Origin of the sequence: Gordonia insulae, assembly GCF_003855095.1 — a bacterium.
GTDB classification, from domain to species: Bacteria; Actinomycetota; Actinomycetes; order Mycobacteriales; family Mycobacteriaceae; genus Gordonia; species Gordonia insulae.
On record NZ_CP033972.1, the window covers coordinates 1,365,574 to 1,385,557 of the forward strand.

16 protein-coding genes are annotated in these 19,984 nt (G+C 68.6%); 10 read left to right on the top strand and 6 right to left on the bottom strand.

Going from position 1 to position 19,984, the window contains the following annotated elements; all coding sequences use genetic code 11:
- Window positions 1–19: 19 nt before the first annotated feature.
- Both D7316_RS06250 and D7316_RS06255 read right to left on the bottom strand, forming a co-directional pair.
- A complete protein-coding gene (locus D7316_RS06250) occupies window positions 20–586 on the bottom strand; it encodes a mismatch-specific DNA-glycosylase (protein WP_124707513.1) in 567 nt (188 codons plus the stop codon).
- A 19-nt stretch (window positions 587–605) separates the two neighbouring features.
- Complete coding sequence (locus D7316_RS06255; RefSeq protein WP_124707514.1) at window positions 606–971, bottom strand: VOC family protein; 366 nt, start codon at window positions 969–971, stop codon at window positions 606–608.
- Window positions 972–1,040: 69 nt separating this feature from the next.
- Between D7316_RS06255 and D7316_RS06260 the strand changes: the two genes are divergently transcribed.
- The 6 genes from D7316_RS06260 (at window position 1,041) to D7316_RS06280 (ending at window position 9,141) form a co-directional block, all read left to right on the top strand.
- Entirely contained in the window at window positions 1,041–4,205 is a 3,165-nt protein-coding gene (locus tag D7316_RS06260; protein ID WP_124707515.1) for a BTAD domain-containing putative transcriptional regulator, read from the top strand.
- Between the two features lie 159 nt (window positions 4,206–4,364).
- Window positions 4,365–5,801: an FAD-binding oxidoreductase gene (locus D7316_RS06265; RefSeq protein ID WP_124707516.1), complete on the top strand. Its 1,437-nt coding sequence runs from the start codon at window positions 4,365–4,367 to the stop codon at window positions 5,799–5,801.
- A gap of 49 nt (window positions 5,802–5,850) precedes the next feature.
- On the top strand, window positions 5,851–6,231 hold the full coding sequence (locus D7316_RS06270) for a PIN domain-containing protein (RefSeq protein ID WP_124707517.1): 381 nt from the start codon (window positions 5,851–5,853) through the stop codon (window positions 6,229–6,231).
- A 93-nt stretch (window positions 6,232–6,324) separates the two neighbouring features.
- Window positions 6,325–6,486 carry a hypothetical protein gene (locus D7316_RS27090; RefSeq protein WP_164473741.1) on the top strand — a complete coding sequence of 54 codons (162 nt, stop codon included), beginning with the start codon at window positions 6,325–6,327 and terminating at the stop codon, window positions 6,484–6,486.
- 37 nt (window positions 6,487–6,523) lie between these two features.
- Window positions 6,524–8,260, top strand: a complete 1,737-nt coding sequence (poxB, locus tag D7316_RS06275; protein ID WP_124707518.1) for a ubiquinone-dependent pyruvate dehydrogenase — start codon at window positions 6,524–6,526, stop codon at window positions 8,258–8,260.
- A 41-nt stretch (window positions 8,261–8,301) separates the two neighbouring features.
- Window positions 8,302–9,141: an arylamine N-acetyltransferase family protein gene (locus D7316_RS06280; RefSeq protein WP_124707519.1), complete on the top strand. Its 840-nt coding sequence runs from the start codon at window positions 8,302–8,304 to the stop codon at window positions 9,139–9,141.
- 12 nt (window positions 9,142–9,153) lie between these two features.
- On the opposite strand, the gene D7316_RS06285 is transcribed toward D7316_RS06280, so the two are convergent.
- Complete coding sequence (locus tag D7316_RS06285; protein ID WP_124707520.1) at window positions 9,154–9,969, bottom strand: shikimate 5-dehydrogenase; 816 nt, start codon at window positions 9,967–9,969, stop codon at window positions 9,154–9,156.
- 71 nt (window positions 9,970–10,040) lie between these two features.
- Between D7316_RS06285 and D7316_RS06290 the strand changes: the two genes are divergently transcribed.
- Both D7316_RS06290 and D7316_RS06295 read left to right on the top strand, forming a co-directional pair.
- Entirely contained in the window at window positions 10,041–10,442 is a 402-nt protein-coding gene (locus D7316_RS06290; protein ID WP_124707521.1) for an SRPBCC family protein, read from the top strand.
- A 131-nt stretch (window positions 10,443–10,573) separates the two neighbouring features.
- The gene (locus tag D7316_RS06295; protein WP_124707522.1) at window positions 10,574–11,932 is read left to right on the top strand and encodes a DUF4185 domain-containing protein; all 1,359 of its coding nucleotides are present in this window, start codon (window positions 10,574–10,576) and stop codon (window positions 11,930–11,932) included.
- Window positions 11,933–11,957: 25 nt separating this feature from the next.
- Here the strand turns inward: D7316_RS06295 and D7316_RS06300 are convergent, their stop codons facing one another.
- On the bottom strand, window positions 11,958–14,327 hold the full coding sequence (locus D7316_RS06300; protein WP_124707523.1) for a Tex family protein: 2,370 nt from the start codon (window positions 14,325–14,327) through the stop codon (window positions 11,958–11,960).
- 166 nt (window positions 14,328–14,493) lie between these two features.
- Here D7316_RS06300 and D7316_RS06305 point away from each other — a divergent pair, with 166 nt between their 5' ends.
- Entirely contained in the window at window positions 14,494–16,110 is a 1,617-nt protein-coding gene (locus D7316_RS06305) for an FAD-dependent monooxygenase (protein ID WP_124707524.1), read from the top strand.
- Window positions 16,111–16,134: 24 nt separating this feature from the next.
- On the opposite strand, the gene D7316_RS27385 is transcribed toward D7316_RS06305, so the two are convergent.
- Complete coding sequence (locus D7316_RS27385) at window positions 16,135–16,857, bottom strand: hypothetical protein (protein WP_232016795.1); 723 nt, start codon at window positions 16,855–16,857, stop codon at window positions 16,135–16,137.
- Between the two features lie 104 nt (window positions 16,858–16,961).
- Here D7316_RS27385 and D7316_RS06315 point away from each other — a divergent pair, with 104 nt between their 5' ends.
- Window positions 16,962–18,989 (top strand): MDR family MFS transporter, encoded by a 2,028-nt coding sequence (locus tag D7316_RS06315; RefSeq protein ID WP_124707525.1) that lies wholly within the window; start codon window positions 16,962–16,964, stop codon window positions 18,987–18,989.
- 60 nt (window positions 18,990–19,049) lie between these two features.
- Here D7316_RS06315 and D7316_RS06320 read toward each other — a convergent pair whose 3' ends face one another.
- Window positions 19,050–19,961, bottom strand: a complete 912-nt coding sequence (locus tag D7316_RS06320; RefSeq protein ID WP_124707526.1) for an alpha/beta fold hydrolase — start codon at window positions 19,959–19,961, stop codon at window positions 19,050–19,052.
- Window positions 19,962–19,984 lie beyond the last annotated feature (23 nt).

Here is a 19,984-nt window from a genome sequence, read left to right on the forward strand (position 1 = left end):
CTGGGCGTGTCCGGGGTGATCAGCCCAGGATGCCGGCGGCCCGGGCCGCCCGCCGGTATGCTGCGGCCAGCGTGTCCACGGTCTCGTGGGCGTTGAGCCCGCTCGGATTGGGTACCACCCAGACCGCGGCGCCGTCCCACCGCTCGTCCTGCGGTCCGGCGACCGCCCGCGGCTGATCGAAGGCCGATCGGTACGCCGTGATACCGGCGATCGCGACGACCCTGGGCGACACGCGGCGCACCGTCGCGCGCAGCCGCCGACCACCCGCCCGCAGCTCGTCGGCAGACAGTTCGGCGGCGGTTGCGCTCGCCCGCGCCACCACGTTGGTGATCCCGACGCCACGACGACACAGGAGATCGCGATCGTCGTCGCACATTCCGGCCGACGCGTCGATCAGCCGGTCGACGATGCCCGCCCGGTACAGGGCGGGGTAGAAACGGTTGCCCCGGCGGGCGAAATGCGCGCCGACCGCGGCCGTCCACAGTCCGGGATTGATGCCGACGAACAGCAGCCGACAGTCCGTGCCGATCAGGTCCGGCACCTCGGTGCCGCCAAAGGCCTGCAACTGCTCGCGGGTGAAGCCCATCAGGACCCGTAAATTCCACTCACGCGTCCGGTGCCGGATGCGCGCCGGAGACACAGAACTGGTTCCCGTCCGGATCGGCCAGGGTGACCCAGGCAAAGCCCGGCATCTCGCGATCGGCGACCTTCGTCGCACCGGCGGCCAGCAGGCGTGCCACCTCGGCAGCCAGGTCCTCGGTCGTCAGGTCGAGATGCATCCGATTCTTTCCGGGGGTCGGGTCGTCGACCTTCTGGAAGGCCAACGCCGGGCCCGTCCCACGCGGCGCTACCACCACGAAGTAGCCCTCGTTCTCGGCGACGATGTGCCCCCCGATCTGCTCGGACCACCAGGTGGCCAGCGGTATCGGATCGGTTGTGTCGACGGTGATCATGGCGACGGCGATGGACATGGGGCCAGCGTAGTCGGACGGGACGCCGATCCGGCGCGACCGTGGAGGATCGGGTTTAGACTCGCGCTGATGGCCCGACTCGCGTATTCGGTTCTGGGCGGTCTCGGGGCGCAGATCGATTCCGAGACCGTCGAACTCGGCACGCGCAAACAACGCGCCGTGCTGGCCCAGCTCCTCCTCTCCGACGGCGACCCGGTCAGTGTCGACCGATTGATCGACGGCATCTGGGGGTCGTCGGCGCCCGACCGCGCCGAGGTCTCGGTGCAGGCCTACATCTCGGGTCTGCGCAAGGCGCTGGAGCCCGACCGGAAGCCGCGCAGCCCGTCGACGGTGCTCATCACGCGGGGCTCGGGTTACGCGCTCGTCGCCGATGACGATCAGGTCGACGTCCGGCTTCTCGTCCGTCGCATCACCGACGCCCACGAGCGCCACCGAGCCGGTGACCCCGCCGGGGCGGCAGAAGTCCTGCAGGCGGCCCTGACCCGATATCGACCGCTGTTGCCCGAGTTCGAAGGGCTGTCCTTCCGCGACGCCGCGGCGCAGCACCTGGCACGCACGATCACCGAGGCGCAGGAGCTGTCCTTCGAGGTCCGCCTGGCCCTCGGCGAGCACCGGGCCCTGGTCGCCGAGTTGGAACAGGCGGTGCAGCGATCCCCGCTCGACGAGAACCTGTGGGTCCTGCTGGCCACCGCCCGATACCGGCTCGGCCGGCAGTCCGACGCGCTGGGTGCGATCGCCGAGGCACGACGTGTGCTCGCCGAGGAGATCGGCGTCGACCCGGGACCACGACTACGTGCCCTCGAACGCGACATCCTCGACCACGCACCGACTCTGGACGCTCCGACACCGCCGGCCCGCGTCGTCGTCGCGGCACCGACCGAACCGGCGCTCTCCGCCGACGCCGATCCCGGCCGCCCCGCGCCCCCTGCCACCGACGCACTGATCGGGCGCACCGACGAACTGGCGGTGCTGCACAAGGCCGTACTCGCGTCGCTGCAGGGCCCTGGTGGTGTCGTCGTCGTCGAGGGCGAACCGGGTGCGGGCAAGACCGCCCTGCTCGACGAGGCGGCGACCCGGGCGGCGGGCGCGGCCGACCTGGAGGTGTTGTGGGGCCGCTGCGTCGAGGACGCCGCGGCGCCGTCCATGTGGCCGTGGGTCCAGGTCCTCGGTGCCGTACTGCCCGAGATCGACTCCGCCGACCGGACACGACTACTCGACAGCGACCTGGGGCGCATGGTCACCCAGGGGTCGACGGTGATCCCTCCCCCACGTGAGATGCCCGACGCCACAGCACGTTTCCGCTTCTACGATCAGGCGGCCGATCTCCTCGAGGGCGTCGCCGAGACACACCTGCTGATCATCGTCCTCGACGACCTGCAGTGGGCCGACAACGCAACACTGGAACTGTTCGCGCACATGGCCGCCCGACGCCCACCCGGCGTCACCTTCTTCGCATCCCTGCGGTCGTCGTCGCACCGGCCCGCGGTGGCCAACATCCTCGCGGCACTCGCCCGGCTGCCCGGTCACCGCCGGATCGAGGTCGGTCCGCTCACCGACGACGACATCTCCGAGATGGTGCGCCGTGAAACCCACGAGTGGCCGGCCGCCGGCACCACCGAGTCGATCGCCCGGCGGACCGGAGGCAATGCCTTCTTCGTCCGCGAGTTGGCGCGCATCCTCGCCGACCGCGGCTCCATCGGCGACAACGCCGTACCGGCCGGCGTCCGCGACGTGGTCCGGGAACGCCTGCGGCCATTGGGACCCGACACCATCGCCCTGCTGGAGATGGCCTCACTGATCGGCAATCGGGTCGATCTGGGGCTGGTTGCCGCCGCCACCGACCAGTCCGTCGATGCCGCACTCGACGCGCTCGACGCCGCCGACGCCGCAGGCCTCGTCGACGTCGGCGACGACCCGTTCTCGTTCACCTTCAATCACGACCTGATCCGCGAGGCCGTCGTCGACCAGGTCGGCGCCACCCGCGCGCGACGCATGCATCTCGCCATCGCGAGGCAACTGGACACCCGACGGATGCCCAACGCCACCGCGCAGCGGGCGCGTCACCTCTGGGCGGCCGGACCGCTCGCCGATCGCCTGGATACCGCTCGCGCACTTCTCGCCGCCGGCGAATTGTCCATGCGCACCTACAATTTCGATGTCGCCGAGCAGCAGTTGTCCGATGCCGCCCGGCTGGCGCGGGCCGGCGGGGACGTCGATCTCGAACTCGCCGCGATCACCACCCGGCTGTTCAGCGATGTGGCACGCAGTGGCTATTTCGCCGCCGATCGCGAGTTGCTCTCGCGGGCGCGCGAACTCGGCGAGTCGACGTCGGACGTCGCGTTGCTCGCCAACCTCGACTACGCACGCGGTGCGGCGCACTCCCAGGTCGCCGATACCCGCGCGGCGCATCGCGTCGCCGAGGAGTTGCGGGGCCGCGCGGAGTCGTCCGATGACCCGGTGGTCGTGCACCTGGGCATGCAGTTGTCGGCCATCGACCGGTTCGATCGCGGCCACATCGGCGACGCACACCGCCTGCTCGAGTCCTACGCACCACTCGACTCCGATGTCGCGGGCCTGCACACCGACCAGATCGTCCTCGCCCGCGGATTCCGGGCATGGTCCGCCACTCTGCATGTGAGCCCGGCTGCCGGCCGGCGGGTGTTCGACCGGATCGACGTGGGACCCGACGACCCGGTGTCCCACCTGGGTGTCGGCATCTTCGCGGTCACGGCGGGCGCGATGTCCGGGGACATCGACTGGGTGCAGGAGGTGGGTGAACGGCTCCTGTCCTCGTCCGATCACCGGGCCCTGGAGTATCTGCGTCGCGGAGGTGAACGGATCTATTGGTGGGCACGCGCGCTGGGCGACGCCCCCGACGAAGCTCTCGGCCACCTCGACCGGCTGGATCACGGCGACCATCCGCAACGCACCGGCATCGGGTTGTGGCTGGCTCTGCACGCGGAGGCGCTCACCGCGGCCGGCCGCCTCGAGCGCGTGCCGGCGCTGCTCGAGCAGGCCCAGGCGTTCGCCGAACGCACGGGACAGCGTTATCCCGACGCGCATCGGCTGTTGGTGTGCGCCGAGTTCCAGCACTGCGCCGCCCACCCGGCGAACGTCGTACAGGACACGCTTCGCGAGGCGCGTCGCGTCGCGCTGACACAGGAGGCGGCGACGCTGGTGGCGCGGATCGAGTCCTTCGCGTCGGATCACGGGTACGCACCCGACGCGGGCTGAGCATCGCTGCATCGTCCGAGCAGGTACTTCGCGCTTGAGGTCGTGATCCAAGCCGGTTCCAAGTCGCCGTCAAGACCCACCGACGAGAGTTCTTCACATCCGGTTCGCCGGAACCCCGATCCGCGCCGGAGACACCGGCCCACCAGTGAGGAACTCGCGATGACGACCCGATCCGCCGCCCCGCCGACCCAGACCGATCACGACGATCTCGCGGTCCGCACCCGAACCTCGGTGCTGGCCGCCCTGTCCGACCGCATCGCCGGCGACGTCTACGGACCGGGCGAACCCGGATACGACGAGGCGCGCAGCGGTTTCAACCTCCTCACCGATCACCGCCCCGCCGTGATCGCCGTGCCGGTGAATCGCTTCGACGTCGTCGAGGCCGTGCGTTTCGCCGCCGACGAAGGTCTCCGGGTGGCCATCCAGGCGACCGGGCACGGCCCCGGCGCGGCCGCCAACGGTGCCCTGTTGATCAACACTTCGGCGATGACCGACGTGACGATCGATCCGATCGGACGAACCGCGACCGTCGGCGCGGGAGCGAAGTGGGCGCCCGTGCTCGAGCAGGCACAGCAGCACGGGCTGGCCCCCTTGCTCGGTTCGACCACCGACGTCGGCGTCGTCGGCTACACCCTCGGCGGTGGATTCGGCTGGCTCGGACGCAAATACGGTCTCGCGTCGGATGCTGTGCGTTCGTTCGACGTCGTCACCCCGGACGGCAATCCCCTCCGCGTCAGCGCCACCAGCCACCCCGACGTCTTCTGGGCCCTGCGTGGCGGCGGCGCCGGGAGCATCGGCGTCGTAACCGATGTGGTGATCGACCTGTTTCCGGTGACCACGGTGTACGCCGGGAATCTCTTCTACCCGGCGGAGGACGCGCCCGAGGTCATGCGCCGATTCGCCGCATGGGCGCCGGCGCAGTCCGAAGACCTGACGTCCGCCGTCACCCTGATGAACTTCCCACCGCTCGACGTCGTCCCGGAGGCCTTCCGCGGCAAGAGCTTCACGATCGTGCGCGGCTGCTGGGCGGGCGATCGCGCGTCCGGCAAGGCCGTCGTCGACGAATGGCGGGACTGGAAGACCCCCGAAGTCGACCTGTGGGCGGAACTGCCGTTCGCCGCAGCGGACGCCATCAGCATGGACCCGACGGATCCGATGCCGGCGATGGTCACCACCGAGTGGATGAACGAGCTGCCCGACGAGGCCATCGATATCCTCACGTCACGAGTCCGGCCGGCGCCCGGCACGATGCCCCTGGTGCTGTTCGCCGAGATCCGCCACGCGGGCGGCGCGGTCGCCCGGGGGGCTGCGACATCACCCAACGACATCGGCCGGGACGGGACCTTCCTGCTCGAACTGGCGTCGATCGTCCCGGATCCGCACGTGGGGCTCGCAGTGGAGTCGGCGCTGCGGCTGACACGAGATGCGTTGGCGCCCTTTGTGACCGGAGCCGCGTATCTGAACTTCCTGGAGGGTGACGAAAAGGCGGCACGTTCGGCGAGTGCCTTCAGCCAGCCCAACCGGCGTCGGCTGGCGGCGATCAAGGCCGCGCTCGACCCCGACAATCGGTTCTGCCACGGCGTCGCACTGGGCTGAGTCATGGGCCCGGGATGTGCCGGCGGTCGCGGTGTGGCTTGATGGAGTCATGACACCCGACATCCCGCTGATCATCGTCGATGCGGCCAACGTCGTCGGTTCGGTCCCGGACGGCTGGTGGCGTGATCGGCGCGGTGCGACCGAGCGATTGCGCGATCAGCGGTCGGGCCTCCACGCGGAGGGGATCGACGGTGTCGGCGGGCCGGTCGAGGTCGTCATGATCGTCGAGGGCCGGGCGCGCGGGGTGTCGTCGTCTCCGACGGTGAGCACGATCGCTGCGACAGGATCCGGGGACGACCGGATCGTCGAGGTCGTCGCCGCGCACCCGGGACGCCGCCGCATCGTGGTCACCGCAGATCGGGAACTCCGCCGCCGGGTCCGGGAGTCAGGGGCCGAGGTCGCCGGGCCGTCGACCGTGCGGAGGCACTAGGACTTCGCCGACGTCCCGTCTGTGGACGTCGTCCCGCGCGGTTTCGCCATGTGCTTGCGCAACCGACCGAGACCCGTCACGCGGACCCTGCCCGTGACGCGAACCCTGCCGGTCACCCGGATCTTTCCCATCGTCTCGCCCGTTCCACTCGCCGATCATCGCCTGGTACTCAGCCGAGAGTACGCGCGGATCACCGCAGAACCGGCCGCCATGAGCCCGACGACGTCCGGGCCGGGCGGCCTCCGTTCCGGGTAGCATCTGGGCGGGGGCCCGCCGCACGAGAGGATCACCCATGGCGAACACCGTGGCCGACGCGATCATCACGACCCTGAAGAACTCAGGGGTGCAACGGGTCTACGGGATCCCCGGTGATTCGCTCAACGGGTTCACCGATGCCCTCCGTCGCGACGGCACCATCAGCTGGCAGCACGTGCGCCACGAGGAGGGCGCCGCGTTCGCCGCCGCCGCCGAGGGCGCGCTGACCGATGAGCTGGCCGTGTGCGCCGGGAGCTGCGGTCCGGGCAACCTGCACCTCATCAACGGGTTGTTCGACGCGCACCGCAGTCGCGTACCGGTACTCGCCATCGCCGCGCACATCCCGGCTCCCGAGATCGGCAGCACGTATTTCCAGGAGACCCATCCCGAACGACTGTTCGTCGAGTGCAGCGCGTTCTGCGAGATGGTCAGCACCCCCGAACAACTGCCGCGTCTCCTCGACATCGCGATCCGAACCGCGGTGGAACGCAGTGATGTCGCCGTGCTGGTCATCCCGGGCGAGATCTTGCTGGCGAAGGCGACCGGCAGGCGAACCGGAGCTCCGATCCGCCGCATCGACCGGGTCGTGCGACCCACCGACGCCGACTTGTCCGCGGCGGCAGCTCTTCTCAACCGATCCGAGAACGTCACCATCCTCGCGGGTGCCGGGGTCGCCGGTGCGCACGACGCGGTCGTCGACATCGCCGGCGCACTACAGGCGCCCGTGGTGCATGCCCTGCGCGGCAAGGAATTCGTCGAGTACGACAATCCGTACGACGTCGGCATGACCGGCCTGCTGGGCTTCTCGTCGGGATACCGGGCGATCGAGAGGTGCGACACCCTGCTGATGCTGGGTACCGATTTCCCGTACCAGCAGTTCTATCCGTCACAGGCGACCATCATCCAGCTCGACATCCGTGGCGAGCAGATCGGCAGGCGGACCCCCGTCGACCTCGGTCTGGTGGGCAGCGTCGCCGACACGATCCCCGCGTTGCTGCCGCTCATCGACCGTAACCGCAGCGCCGAGCATCTGGAGTCCGCACGCCGCCACTATGTCAAGGCACGCCAGGGGCTGGACGAACTCGCCGACAACGATCGCAACCGCACGCCCATCCACCCGCAGTACCTGGCCCGCCTGGTCAGCGACCTGGCGACCGACGACGCCGTGTTCATCCCCGACGTGGGCTCGCCGGTGGTGTGGGCGTCGCGATACCTGCGGATGAACGGTCGGCGTCGCCTCATCGGGTCCTTCTCGCACGGCTCGATGGCCAACGCCGTGTCGCAGGCCGTCGGTGCGCAGTCGGCCTTTCCGGCGCGCCAGGTGATCGCGCTGGCCGGGGACGGCGGCCTGGCGATGCTGCTCGGTGAACTGCTCACCATCACGCAGAACAAGTTGCCCGTCAAGATCGTCGTCTTCAACAACTCGTCGCTCAATTTCGTCGAGGTGGAGATGAAGGCGGCCGGATTCGTCAACTACGGGACGCAGCTGGACAATCCGAATTTCGCCGACCTCGCTGCCTCCGTGGGCATCCTCGGGCGACGGGTGGAGCAGCCCGACGACCTGCCCGCAGCGCTGCGCGCGGTGCTCGACCACGACGGTCCCGCACTGCTCGACGTCGTCACCGCTCGGCAGGAACTGTCCATCCCGCCGACCGTGACCGCCGCGCAGGCCAAGGGCTTCACGCTCTACGCGCTGCGTACGGTGATGTCCGGGCGCGGCGACGAACTGGTCGATCTCGCCGAGACGAACCTGTTCCGCCGGCTGTTCGACTAGGTGGCCGGCCACACAGCGTTCCGGAATGACACGATGGTGCGATGAGCACAACCACCGGGTTCGACGTCGACGCGTACTTCCAGCGCATCGGGTACTCGGGTGCGGTGGCGCCGACGCTCGACACCCTCACCGCACTCGTCGCCGCGCATGTACGCCACATCCCGTTCGAGAACCTGGACCCCCTGACGGGCACGCCGGTCGACCGACTCGATCCGGAGAGCTTGCAGGACAAGCTTGTTCGCCGCCGAAGAGGCGGATTCTGCTATGAACAGAACGGCCTGTTCCGATACGCCCTCCGCGCACTCGGCTATGGCGTCGAGCCACTCGCCGGTCGTGTCGTCTGGATGAGGCCACCGGGCCCGTTGCCCGCCGAGACCCATCAACTGCTGTCCGTCGCGGTCCCCGACGAGCCCGGCAGACTGCTCGTCGATGTGGGCTTCGGCGGCCAGACACCCACCGCCCCGCTGCATTTCACCATCGGCGAGGAACAGCCGACAGACCTCGAGCCGTTCCGTATCGTCGCGACCGACGACGAACGGTTGCTGCGGATGGAGTCCCGGATCGGCGGCGAATGGCGTCCGCTCTATCTGTTCAGCCCGAACCCGCGACCGGAGATCGACAGTGTGGTCGGCAGCTGGTTCGCATCCACACACACCGGATCGCATTTCCGCAGTCGCCTGACGGCATGCGCGATCGTCGGCGACGCCCGGTGGAACCTGGGCGGCCGCACTCTCACCATCCATTCCGCGCAGGGCGCGACCGACAAACGCAGACTCGCCGACGCCGACGAGGTGCTGGATCTGCTCGCCGGCGGGTTCGGCATCGACCTCACCGGAATCGAGGGGCTCGGCGACCGTGTCGGCGAAGTCCTCGACAACTGAACGCCGAGAGACTCACTCGGCCCGGGAGAACTCCGACGCCCGCGCCACCTGCTCGGGCGTGATCGCGACGCCGGTGTAACGCTCGAACTGCCGCGCCGCCTGCAGCGCGATCACCTCGGCGCCGCTGATCACCCGTTTGCCCGCGTCGCGACCGGCACGGACCAGAGGTGTGTCGGCGGGAAACGCCACCACGTCGAAGACGACATCGGCCGCGGCGATCTGCTCCCGATCGAAGGCGAGCACCTCCTCGTCGGCGCCGCGCATCCCCAGCGGGGTCACGTTGACCAGAACAGACGTCCCCGGTGCCGGATCATCGGCCGAATACCGAAAGCCGTACTTGTCCGCCAGTGCCCCACCGGACGTGCCATTGCGGGCGACCACGGTGACATCATCGAATCCCGAACCGCGGAAGGCCGCGACCACCGCCTTGGCCATCCCGCCCGAACCGCGGACGGCGACCGACGCCGCCGGGTCGAGGGAGTGCTCGGCGATGAGGTTCGCCACCGCCTCGTAATCGGTGTTGGATGCGGTCAGCCGACCGTCGTCGTTCACGATCGTGTTCACCGATTCGATCGCCGCCGCGGACTCCTCCAACCGGTCGACGAGCGGGATCACCGCTTCCTTGAAGGGCATCGAGACCGAGCACCCCCGGATGCCGAGGGCGCGGACACCGCGGACGGCTCCCTCGATGTCGTCCGTGGTGAAGGCCTTGTAGATGAAGTTCAGCCCGAGTTCGTCGTACAGGTGATTGTGGAATCGCGTGCCGATGTTCGACGGCCGACCGGCCAGTGAGATACACAGCGTCATGTCCTTGTTGAGGATGGGCATGACGCAAACACTACGACCGGACCGGATCGTGCGGGGCCACTCGCCGCGTCCGGCGCAGTAGTGTCGCGGGCATGACCGCGATGCGCAGCCGGCATGTCTCCCTCGTCATCCCCGCGAGCGCCCAGGAGGTCTATGCGTTCGCCGCCGACCCGGACAATCTGGCGGCCTGGGCCGCAGGCCTGGCCGCGGGGGTCCGCCGCGACGGCGACCTGCTGATCGCCGATTCTCCGATGGGCGAGGTGACCGTCCATTTCGCACCGCCGAATCCGTTCGGGATCCTCGATCATGACGTGACCCTGCCGGACGGCTCGGTCGTCTCGAATCCCCTTCGCGTGATCGACCATCCGGAGGGGGCCGAGGTCGTGTTCACGGTGCGGCAGCGAGACATGACCGACGATCAGTTCGATGCGGACTGCGACGCGGTCGCGCGTGATCTCACCGCACTGCGCGACGCCGTCACCGGACCCCACTGACGCACTCCGCCCGGATCGGCCAGGGACCCGAGACCGGATCGTGACCGTCGAGATCCGGCAGTTCGTGATGCTCATGCACCACACTGACCTCAATAGTCACATGAGTCACATGTGTAACTTCGGGAGGTCTCGTGCGACGACGGCTCGCGCAATGCGTACGCATCACCCTTGTCGGAGCCCTGGCGACATCCGCGTCCGTTCTGGCCCTGTCCCACGGTGCCGGACCGGCCGACGCGGCCCCCTGCGGTAACGGCGGATTCGGGTCCAGCTCGCTCGACACCGGATCTCTGGGATCGAGTGGGTCGTCCGGCTCCAGTGGCTCCAGTGGATCGTCCGGTAGTTCGGACATTCCCAACATCGGCCCCCAGGGCCCGCTCGTACCGTTCGTCGGGGCCAATACCCGCACGATCGGCTGGGTCACCGGTCCACTGAGCAGCAATCGCACCTTCAGCAGGTTCGGCATCTCCGGCACCGATCTCGGCGTCAGCTGGGACAACGGCAGCGGCCAGACACTGATGGCCTTCGGCGACACTTTCGGCAACTGCAACGTCGCCGGGCAGCAATGGCGCCACAACGTCCTCCTGCGGACCACCGACGATCAATTGTCCGACGGAATCCGGGTACCCGACGGCGTGGCCGGTGATCCGAGGTCGGGCACCGTGATCGCGCCGGGTCAGCCAAACTTCGCCCAGCAACTCATCCCATCACTCGGCGTCGCGAACATCGAGGTCACCACGATCCCGACGGCCGCGATCTCGCTACCCCACGGTTCCGGGCACCGCCAGTACATCAACTACATGTCGGTCCGGTCCTGGGGTACGGCGGGAAACTGGGTCACCAACTTCTCGGCGATCGCCTACTCGGATGACAACGGCCAGACCTGGCAGACGGATCGGTCCACCATCCGCATCAACGCACCGATCTCGCTGGCGTTGCCCGCCGATCTGCCGTCGGTCGAGTACAACAACGGCAAGTTCCAGCAGGGCGCCTACGTTCGCGGCCGGGCCGACTCGCCCGAGGAGAAGGACTACATCTATCAGTTCGGCACCCCGAATGGGCGATTCGGCGCGGCCTTCCTGGCGAGGTTCAAGCCCGAGGACATCCTGTCGCTGGATCGCTATCAGTACTGGGCCGGCAACACCCGTCGCTGGGTCGACGACATCACCGAGATCCCCGACGACGGGTCCGCGATCGTCGTGCCGGCTCCCGTCACCGAACTGTCGGTGGCCTGGAGTCCCTACCTGAACAAGTATGTGATGCTCGACGGCGACAACGAGATCAGCCTCCGGACAGCGGATCACCCCGAAGGACCCTGGAGCGCCCGTACCACCCTGGTGCCGCCGGGGCTCGTCGTGCTCTACGGTCCGATGATGCTCCCGCAGTCGCCCGCGCTACAGGGCGATTCGAAGGATCTGTATTTCAACGCCTCGCGGTGGAGCGACTACAACGTCATGCTGCTGAAGACAGATCTCAGCCGGATGCGGCGATAGACCGCAGCCGCAGGCCGGCCGTCGATCACCGACCGAATCCTGCGTCGCGCAACGCCTGTGCCATCGACCCGCTCGGTTGATCGCGCTGCGTCCGCCCCGAGTCCCGTCGCCCGTTCTGCGATCGGGCATTCCGGTCGCCGCCCTTCGGCCCCCGGGCAGGCGTGCGAGTCTCGCCGCGGTCCTTACCCGGACCCCGCTTGGCGCTTCGGGTCTCGTCGTCGAGCCGCAGGGTCAGTCCGATCCGCTGGCGTTCGACGTCCACATCGACGACCTTGACGCGGACCACCTGTCCGGACCGCACCACCTCGTGCGGGTCGGAGACGAAGCGATCCGACATCGCCGACACGTGGACGAGTCCGTCCTGATGCACACCGACGTCCACGAAGGCGCCGAACGCCGCGACGTTGGTGACCACGCCCTCGAGCACCATGCCGGGCTCGAGGTCGGCGACCTTCTCGACGCCCGCGGCGAAGGTCGCCGTCGCGAACGCCGGTCGGGGATCGCGGCCCGGCTTCTCGAGCTCGGCGAAGATGTCGGTGACGGTCGGCAGACCGAAACGGTCGTCGGCGAAGTCCGCCGGGCGCAGGCCACGCAGGGTGCGCGAGTCGCCGATCAGTTCGGTGATCGCCAGCCCGGAGCGATCCAGGATACGGCGGACCACCGGGTACGCCTCGGGGTGCACACCGGAGGAGTCCAGCGGGTCCTCCCCGTCGCGGATGCGCAGGAACCCGGCACACTGTTCGAAGGCCTTGGGCCCCAGGCGCGCGACGTCGAGCAACCCCTTACGGCTACGGAACGGTCCGGCCTGGTCACGATGCGCGACGATCGCCGAGGCCAGCGCCGGGGTCACGCCGGACACCCGGGACAGCAGCGGCACGGATGCGGTGTTCAGGTCCACCCCGACCGCATTCACCGCGTCCTCCACGACGGCGTCCAGACTCCGTGCGAGGGTGCCCGGGGTCACGTCGTGCTGGTACTGGCCGACACCGATCGACTTCGGGTCGATCTTCACCAACTCGGCGAGCGGATCCTGCAGGCGCCGGGCGATGGAGACCGCGCCGCGGAGCGACACATCGAGCTGGGGCAGCTCCTTGGACGCATACTCCGACGCCGAGTACACCGACGCGCCCGCCTCGCTGACGATCGCCTTGGCCGGCACGCGGGCACCCGCGGCACGGATGTCGTTGACGAGTTCGGTTGCCAGCGCATCCGTTTCGCGAGACGCGGTGCCGTTGCCGATCGCGACGAGCTCGACGTCGTGGCGCGCGACGAGCGCGGCGAGGGTCGCCTTGGCCTGATCCCACTGCTTCTGGGGCTGGTGGGGGTAGATCGCGCAGGTGTCGAGCACCTTGCCGGTGCCGTCGACGACGGCGACCTTGACACCGGTCCGGAAGCCGGGGTCGAGGCCGAGAGTGGCACGGGTGCCGGCCGGCGCGGCGAGCAGCAGATCCTTGAGGTTGGTGGCGAACACCGCGACCGCATCGGCCTCGGCACGCTGGCGCAGGCGAACCCGCGCCTCGATGGACGCCGAGACCATCAACTTGGTGCGCCACGCCCAGCGGGCGGTACCCACCAGCCACGGCGTGGCCGGGCCGGGATGAGATCCGTCGATGCCGAGTGTGGCGGCGACCATCGCCTCATAGGCGTCGTCCTCGCCGCCGTCGAGGGTCAGCGTCAGCGCCTCCTCCTTCTCACCGCGCAGCACCGCCAGCACGCGATGCGACGGCATCGACTCCACCGGCTCGGAGAACTCGAAGTAGTCCCGGAACTTCTGCGCCGCCGGGGTGGCGGCCGCGGCCTCGGATCGGGGCGCGGTCCGCATCGAGGCACCCGCCCAGAACCTCTCCCGGATCGCGCCGACGAGTTCGGCATCCTCGGCGGCCCGCTCCACCAGGATCTGACGCGCGCCGTCGAGGGCCGCCGCGGCGTCGGCGACGTTCTCGCCGACGAATCCGGCCGCGACGTCATCGGGTACCACGGACGGATCGTCGAGCAGCCGATCGGCGAGGGGCTCGAGCCCGGCCTCACGCGCGATCTGCGCCTTCGTCCGCCGCTTGGGCTTGTACGGCAGGTAGATGTCCTCGATCCTGGCCTTCGTCTCGGCGGCCAGCAGTGCCGCCCGCAGATCGTCGGTGAGCTTGCCCTGTTCCTCGATCGAGGCCAGAACCGCGTCGCGCCGATCGTCGAGTTCGCGCAGATATCGGAGACGCTCGTCGAGCGTGCGGAGCTGGGCGTCGTCGAGACTCCCGGTCACCTCTTTGCGATAGCGGGCGATGAACGGCACCGTCGAGCCCTCGTCGAGCAGCCTGACCGCCGCGGCGACCTGCCCCTCCCCGACCGACAGTTCCTCGGCGATGCGTGTGTTCACGGACTTCACAGCTGAGCTCGAATTCACTCGCAGGACCCTACCGAAGTCCTCGGACGCCGGCCGACATCTGCCTCACCCGGAGGGTCCGACCCATTGTCGTCACCATCGGATTCGGACATTCGGCCGTGGCCATCACGACTCTGCGGAGATAATCGGTCCTGCCGGTGATGCCTCCGAGTAAAGGATTCGATCCATGACTGACGTCGACGTGCTGGTGGCCGGTGCAGGACCCATCGGCCTGACGGCCGCGATCGAGCTCCGCCGCCGCGGAGTGGCGGTCCGGATCGTCGATCCATTGCTCGAGCCGCCGCAATACGCGAAGGCCGTCGGCGTCCAGCCCCGAACGCTCGAGGTGTTCGAGGGGATGGGGGTGCTGCGCGAGATCCTCGACGCCGGGATCGAGATGCGCGGCCAGATCGTCTTCGTGAACGGCGCCGAGAGCGGCCGCATCGATCTCGAACTGCCCACCGACATCCCGTTCCGGTTCCATTCGATCCCGCAGTACGAGACCGAACGCGTTCTCCGCGAACGGCTCGCCGACTTCGGGACCACGATCGAACGTGGTGTGCGGGTGACCGGTTTCGAGCAGGACGCCGACCAGGTCACCATCACCCTCGAGAGCTCAGACGGTACGGAGGACGTGCATGCCGGATATCTGATCGGCTGCGACGGCGCGCACAGCATCGTGCGAAAGACCTTGGGCCTCACCTTCGAGGGCGGTGCATTCGACGAGCAGTACATGCTCGGCGACGTCGCGGTGGACTGGTCACAGCCCCGTGGATACGGCGTGCGGTCGATGCATCAGACCGACGGCACGACCGACGACCTGCTCGTCTGTATCCCCCTGCCCGGCCACGGTCGCTATCGCATGTCGATGCTCGTGCCCGACGAACTCGCCGCCCCGCCGCCCACCGCGGGCGACGGCATCGCGCACGGCTTCGAAGGACCACGCGCGCCGGAGTTGTCACACATCCAGGCGGTGGTCGACCGGCTGTCCCCCGAGCCCGCGACCGTCTCGGACATGCGCTGGTCGTCGGTGTTCCGGATCAGTCATCGGATCGTCGACTCGTATGGGCGCGGACGGGTTTTCGTCGCCGGGGATGCCGCGCACATCCACCCGCCGACCGGGGCCCAGGGCATGAACACGGGCATCCAGGATGCGCACAACCTGGCCTGGAAGGTCGCGTTGGCGGTCGAGGGTGTCGCGGCGGACACGCTGCTGGCCAGCTACGACGCCGAACGCCGACCCGTCGGCGAGGAGGTGGTCGGGCGAACGGTCCAGAGTGCGCGGGAGGGAATCGGGGCCGACTCATCGGATCCGAGCCACATCATGCGCCGTGAGGCGCAGTTGCTCATCAGCTACGCGGGGAGCCCGATCGTCGACACCACCGTCGACGGTCCCGGACCGGTGCCGGGTGAGCGCGCCCCCGACGCCTACGGTCTCTCGCGGGATGTGATCAACTTCCCGATCCGTCTCTTCTCACTGCTCGATCGGCGTCGGCACACCGCCCTGCTCTACGCCGACGAATCTGCCGGTCCCGCGGACGTTGTCACGGCCGAGGCCCTCGCCGAGCGCATCTCCGCCGCCGCACACGGGCAACTCGACGTCTACCTCGTCGCGTCCCCCGAGGCACAGGTCGGCAGCACCGTGCTGCCGCTCGTCCGCGATGCCGACGGGCTCTTCGCCGCGGCCTATCACCCACGGGGCGGCACGGTCTATGTCGTGCGGCCCGACGGATACCTCGGCTATCGGGGCCCGTCCGATGATCCCGACGCCGCCACGAAGCACCTGGGAGCGACGTTCGCCTGAACCCGCTCGGCGTGCAGAGTCCGCTCAGCTCAGTGCGAACGCTCCGCCGGTGGGCTGCGGGGGTGTCGTCGACCGGCCGCCGCCGATATCTCGGCCGATCCACACGGTCGGGGTCAGCTGCCGGTACTCGTGGATGCTGATCGGCACACCACCGAAGTCCCTGGAGAAGTCTGCGGTGAACACCGGCTTCCCGTCGATGCGCGAGCCGCCCGAGGTCAGCGGACCACCGGCGTCGGCGCCCCAGACGTAGTTCTTGTGCACCCATGGTGCTCCACCCGGAGCGGTGGTGAAGGTGAGGGAATCACCGAGCTTGTTCTGCAGCGTGGTGAACGTGCGGGCCTGGTCGTACGGCAGCAACCGACCTCGGACCTGGAACGCCGGGAGCAATGCGATCGCCTTCTTGCCCACCGGCGCACTGCCCACCGGAGCCGCCTCGAACAGTTCGAGGATCTGCTCGCTCGAGCATCGGTGCTGCAGCGAGTCGACGGTGAGTCTGCGGTCTCCCGGATCGACCACACAGGAACGGTCCGGCCCGGTTGCGGTGGAACCTGGCATGTTCGACGGGGCAGCGGATGCGGGGGCAGACGTGACGGCGGCGCTGATCAGACCGATCAGCAGACCCGCCACCACAACTCCCCGAAGTCGGGTGATGATCACCGCTGCAGTCAACCGGGCGCGACGCGCCAAGGCAAACGGAGTGGTCAGGAGGGGCTTCCAGCCCAGCGCCGGCCCGAGCCGGTTGGGCAAGCAGGTAGTTCTTCCCTGCCGTCGGCGGCGGGAAAGCGCCACATGCGAACGCATCCGCTTGCGACACTGGGAACGTCAACGAGCCGACGACCACAGGACTGCAGATGACCGAAGGACAGGCGCCGACGGCAGGACCCGCGGACGCACCGGCAGACGAGCTCGACCAACGCAAGATCTGGTCGATCTTCGGCGGCCTCATGCTGGCGATGCTGTTGGCGGCGCTCGACCAGACGATCGTCTCCACCGCACTGCCGACCATCGTCAACGATCTCGGGGGCGCGGAGCATCTGACCTGGGTCGTCACCGCCTACATGCTGGCGACGACTGCAACCACACCGTTGTGGGGCAAACTCGGCGACCTCTACGGCAGGCGATACCTTTTCATCGGCTGCGTGGTGCTGTTCCTGATCGGATCGGCCCTGTGCGGCACGGCGATGTCGATGACCCAGTTGATCGCATACCGCGCGCTGCAGGGCGTCGGCGCGGGCGGTCTGATGGTGCTCGCGCAGGCCATCATCGGCGATGTCGTGCCACCGCGCGAACGCGGGCGGTATCAGGGCATGTTCGGCGCGGTCTTCGGCCTGGCCAGCGTCGCCGGGCCGTTGCTCGGCGGATTCTTCGTCGACAATCTCAGCTGGCGCTGGGTGTTCTACATCAACCTCCCGATCGGCATCGTCGCCCTGATCGCGGTGATCCTGGTCCTGCCGTCGACCTCGGCCCATGTCAAGGCGACGATCGACTATCTCGGCATCTTCCTGCTCGCGCTGATCGCCACCTGCATCGTGCTCGCCACGAGTTTCGGCTCGCTGTGGGGCTGGGGTTCACCAAAGATCCTGGGTCTCGTCGCCATCGCGATCATCGCGATCGCCGCATTCGTCGTCGTCGAGAAACGTGCTCCCGAACCAGTTCTCCCGGTCCGGTTGCTCACCAACCGGGTGTTCGCCATCGCGTCGTCGATCGGGTTCGTCGTCGGCTTCGCGATGTTCGGCGCGATCACCTTCCTGCCGCTGTTCCTGCAATCGGTGCAGGGCGCATCGGCGACCTCGTCCGGGCTGCGGATGATCCCGATGATGGCAGGCCTGCTGATCACGTCGATCGCCAGTGGTCAGCTCATCAGCCGCAACGGGCGCTACAAGATCTACCCGATCGTCGGTTGCGCCGTCTTCACTGTCGCCCTGTACCTGTTGTCCACCATGGACCGGACCACGTCGGACGTCCTGACCAGCGTCTACCTGTTCGTGCTCGGTGTCGGACTCGGCATGGTCATGCAGGTGCTGGTGCTCGCCGTGCAGAACGCCGTCGAGTATCGCGATCTCGGTACAGGCACCAGTGGCGCCACCTTCTTCCGCACCATCGGAGCGTCGGTGGGCGTCGCCGTGTTCGGCGCCGTGTTCAACAGCCAACTCGATGCGCACCTGACCGGCGACGTACCGCGCGCCGCGGTGGGCCCCTGCTCGGCCGAGGTGCTGGAGGCGTCGACGTTGAGCCTGCCGTCCTGCCCGCCGGCCGTGCAGGCGTGGTTCCTCGACGGCTTCACCGACGCCTTCCAGGTCGTGTTCCTGGTCGCCGTGCCGATCGGATTCCTCGCCTTCGCGCTGTCGTGGTTGCTGCCCGAGGTCGAACTGCGCACGGTCACCCGCACACCCGACCCGGGCGAGTCGTTCGGGATGCCCTCCGCCCGAACATCTCTGGAGGAACTCCGGTTGCAGGTGTGGCGGACGCTCGGCCGCGAGGATCGCCTGCGGATCTGGGAGATCGTCGTCGCGACGGCGGGCAGTCCGCTGTCGCGCGGCGAGGCGTGGATGGTCAGCCGGGTCGCGGAGGAGACGACGCGCGACCTGGCGACGATGTCGTCGGTGTCCGGGACCCCGCAACCGGTCGTCGAGCAGACCGCGGCGGCACTCGCCGAACGTGGGATGGTCACGATCGACGGCGACGAAGTCTCCATCACCCCGCCCGGCGCCGCTGAGGCCGATCGCCTCCTCGCGGCACAGCGCGAACGTCTCCGCGCCTTCGTCGCCGACTATCCCGGCAGCGACGAGGCCGACGTCGACGAGATGCTCGACGAGATCGCGCGGCGCCTGCATGACGAGGTGCCCGCCCAGGGGCTGGTCAGCCCTGGTGGCCGCTGAGGCAACACCCACGGAGAGGCCCCAATTGCAGTGCCGGCCCGGCAGACCGAGGAAGGCCGCCTAACGGGCGGCGGGTGCCAGATGCCGGGTGATCGCCGCCTGGATCTCGGCCGCGTCGGGTCCCAGCCATGCCGACAGGTGGGTGCCGACCTCGATGACGAGCAGACGCGCGTCGGGCAACGATCCCGACGCGTGCAAGGTCTGGTCGTACGGGACGTCGGCGTCGGTCTTGGCGTGCACCAGCAGCACGGGCGCGACCACTTCACCCAACGGCGATCGCAGTGTGGCGAACTGGTCGAAGTCGTTCTCGAAACCTGGCTTTCGTGATCCGCTGACCGTGTCGAACAATGCGGTGGCAAAGGTCCGCTGTTGCTCGTCGTCCATGATGCCGGCAGCCAACTCCTTTGCCTGGGCTCGGGTCAGGTCGCCTTCACCCGAGAGCAGGGTGGATATCGCGGCACCGGGCGCCTTATCGGCGAGCGTGGTCGCGAACCACCGCCCGACCCGGTTGAACAACATCTTCTCCTCCCCCAGCGCAACCCGTCCCCGTAACGATCCGGCGGGGTCGAACTCGGTACTCACCGCGGCAATCGCGACGACCGCGTTCACCCGCCGCGGATGAGCGGCGGCCAACGCGTAGGCCGTCGGGCCGCCACCCGACCAGCACATGACCGCGAACTCCTCGATCCCGAGGGCCGTCATGAGTTCCGCGCACTGGGTGGCCTGGCTCTGGGGAGACCGATTCGCTTCGGAGATCGGGGTGTTGAGGTAGCCGGGGCGTGAAACGGCGACAACGCGATGGGTGTCGGTGAGGAAGCCTGTCATGAGTGCGCCCTGATCGAAGCCACCGGGTGAACCGTGGATGAAGAGCACGGGCGGCCCACTGCCATGGTCGACGAACTCGATCGGTCCGAGTGATGTCTCCGCGCGCTGTGGGGTCGAATCGGGGGAACCGCTGCTCGGCCGTGCCATGGCGTGAGTCCTTCTGGTCCGGG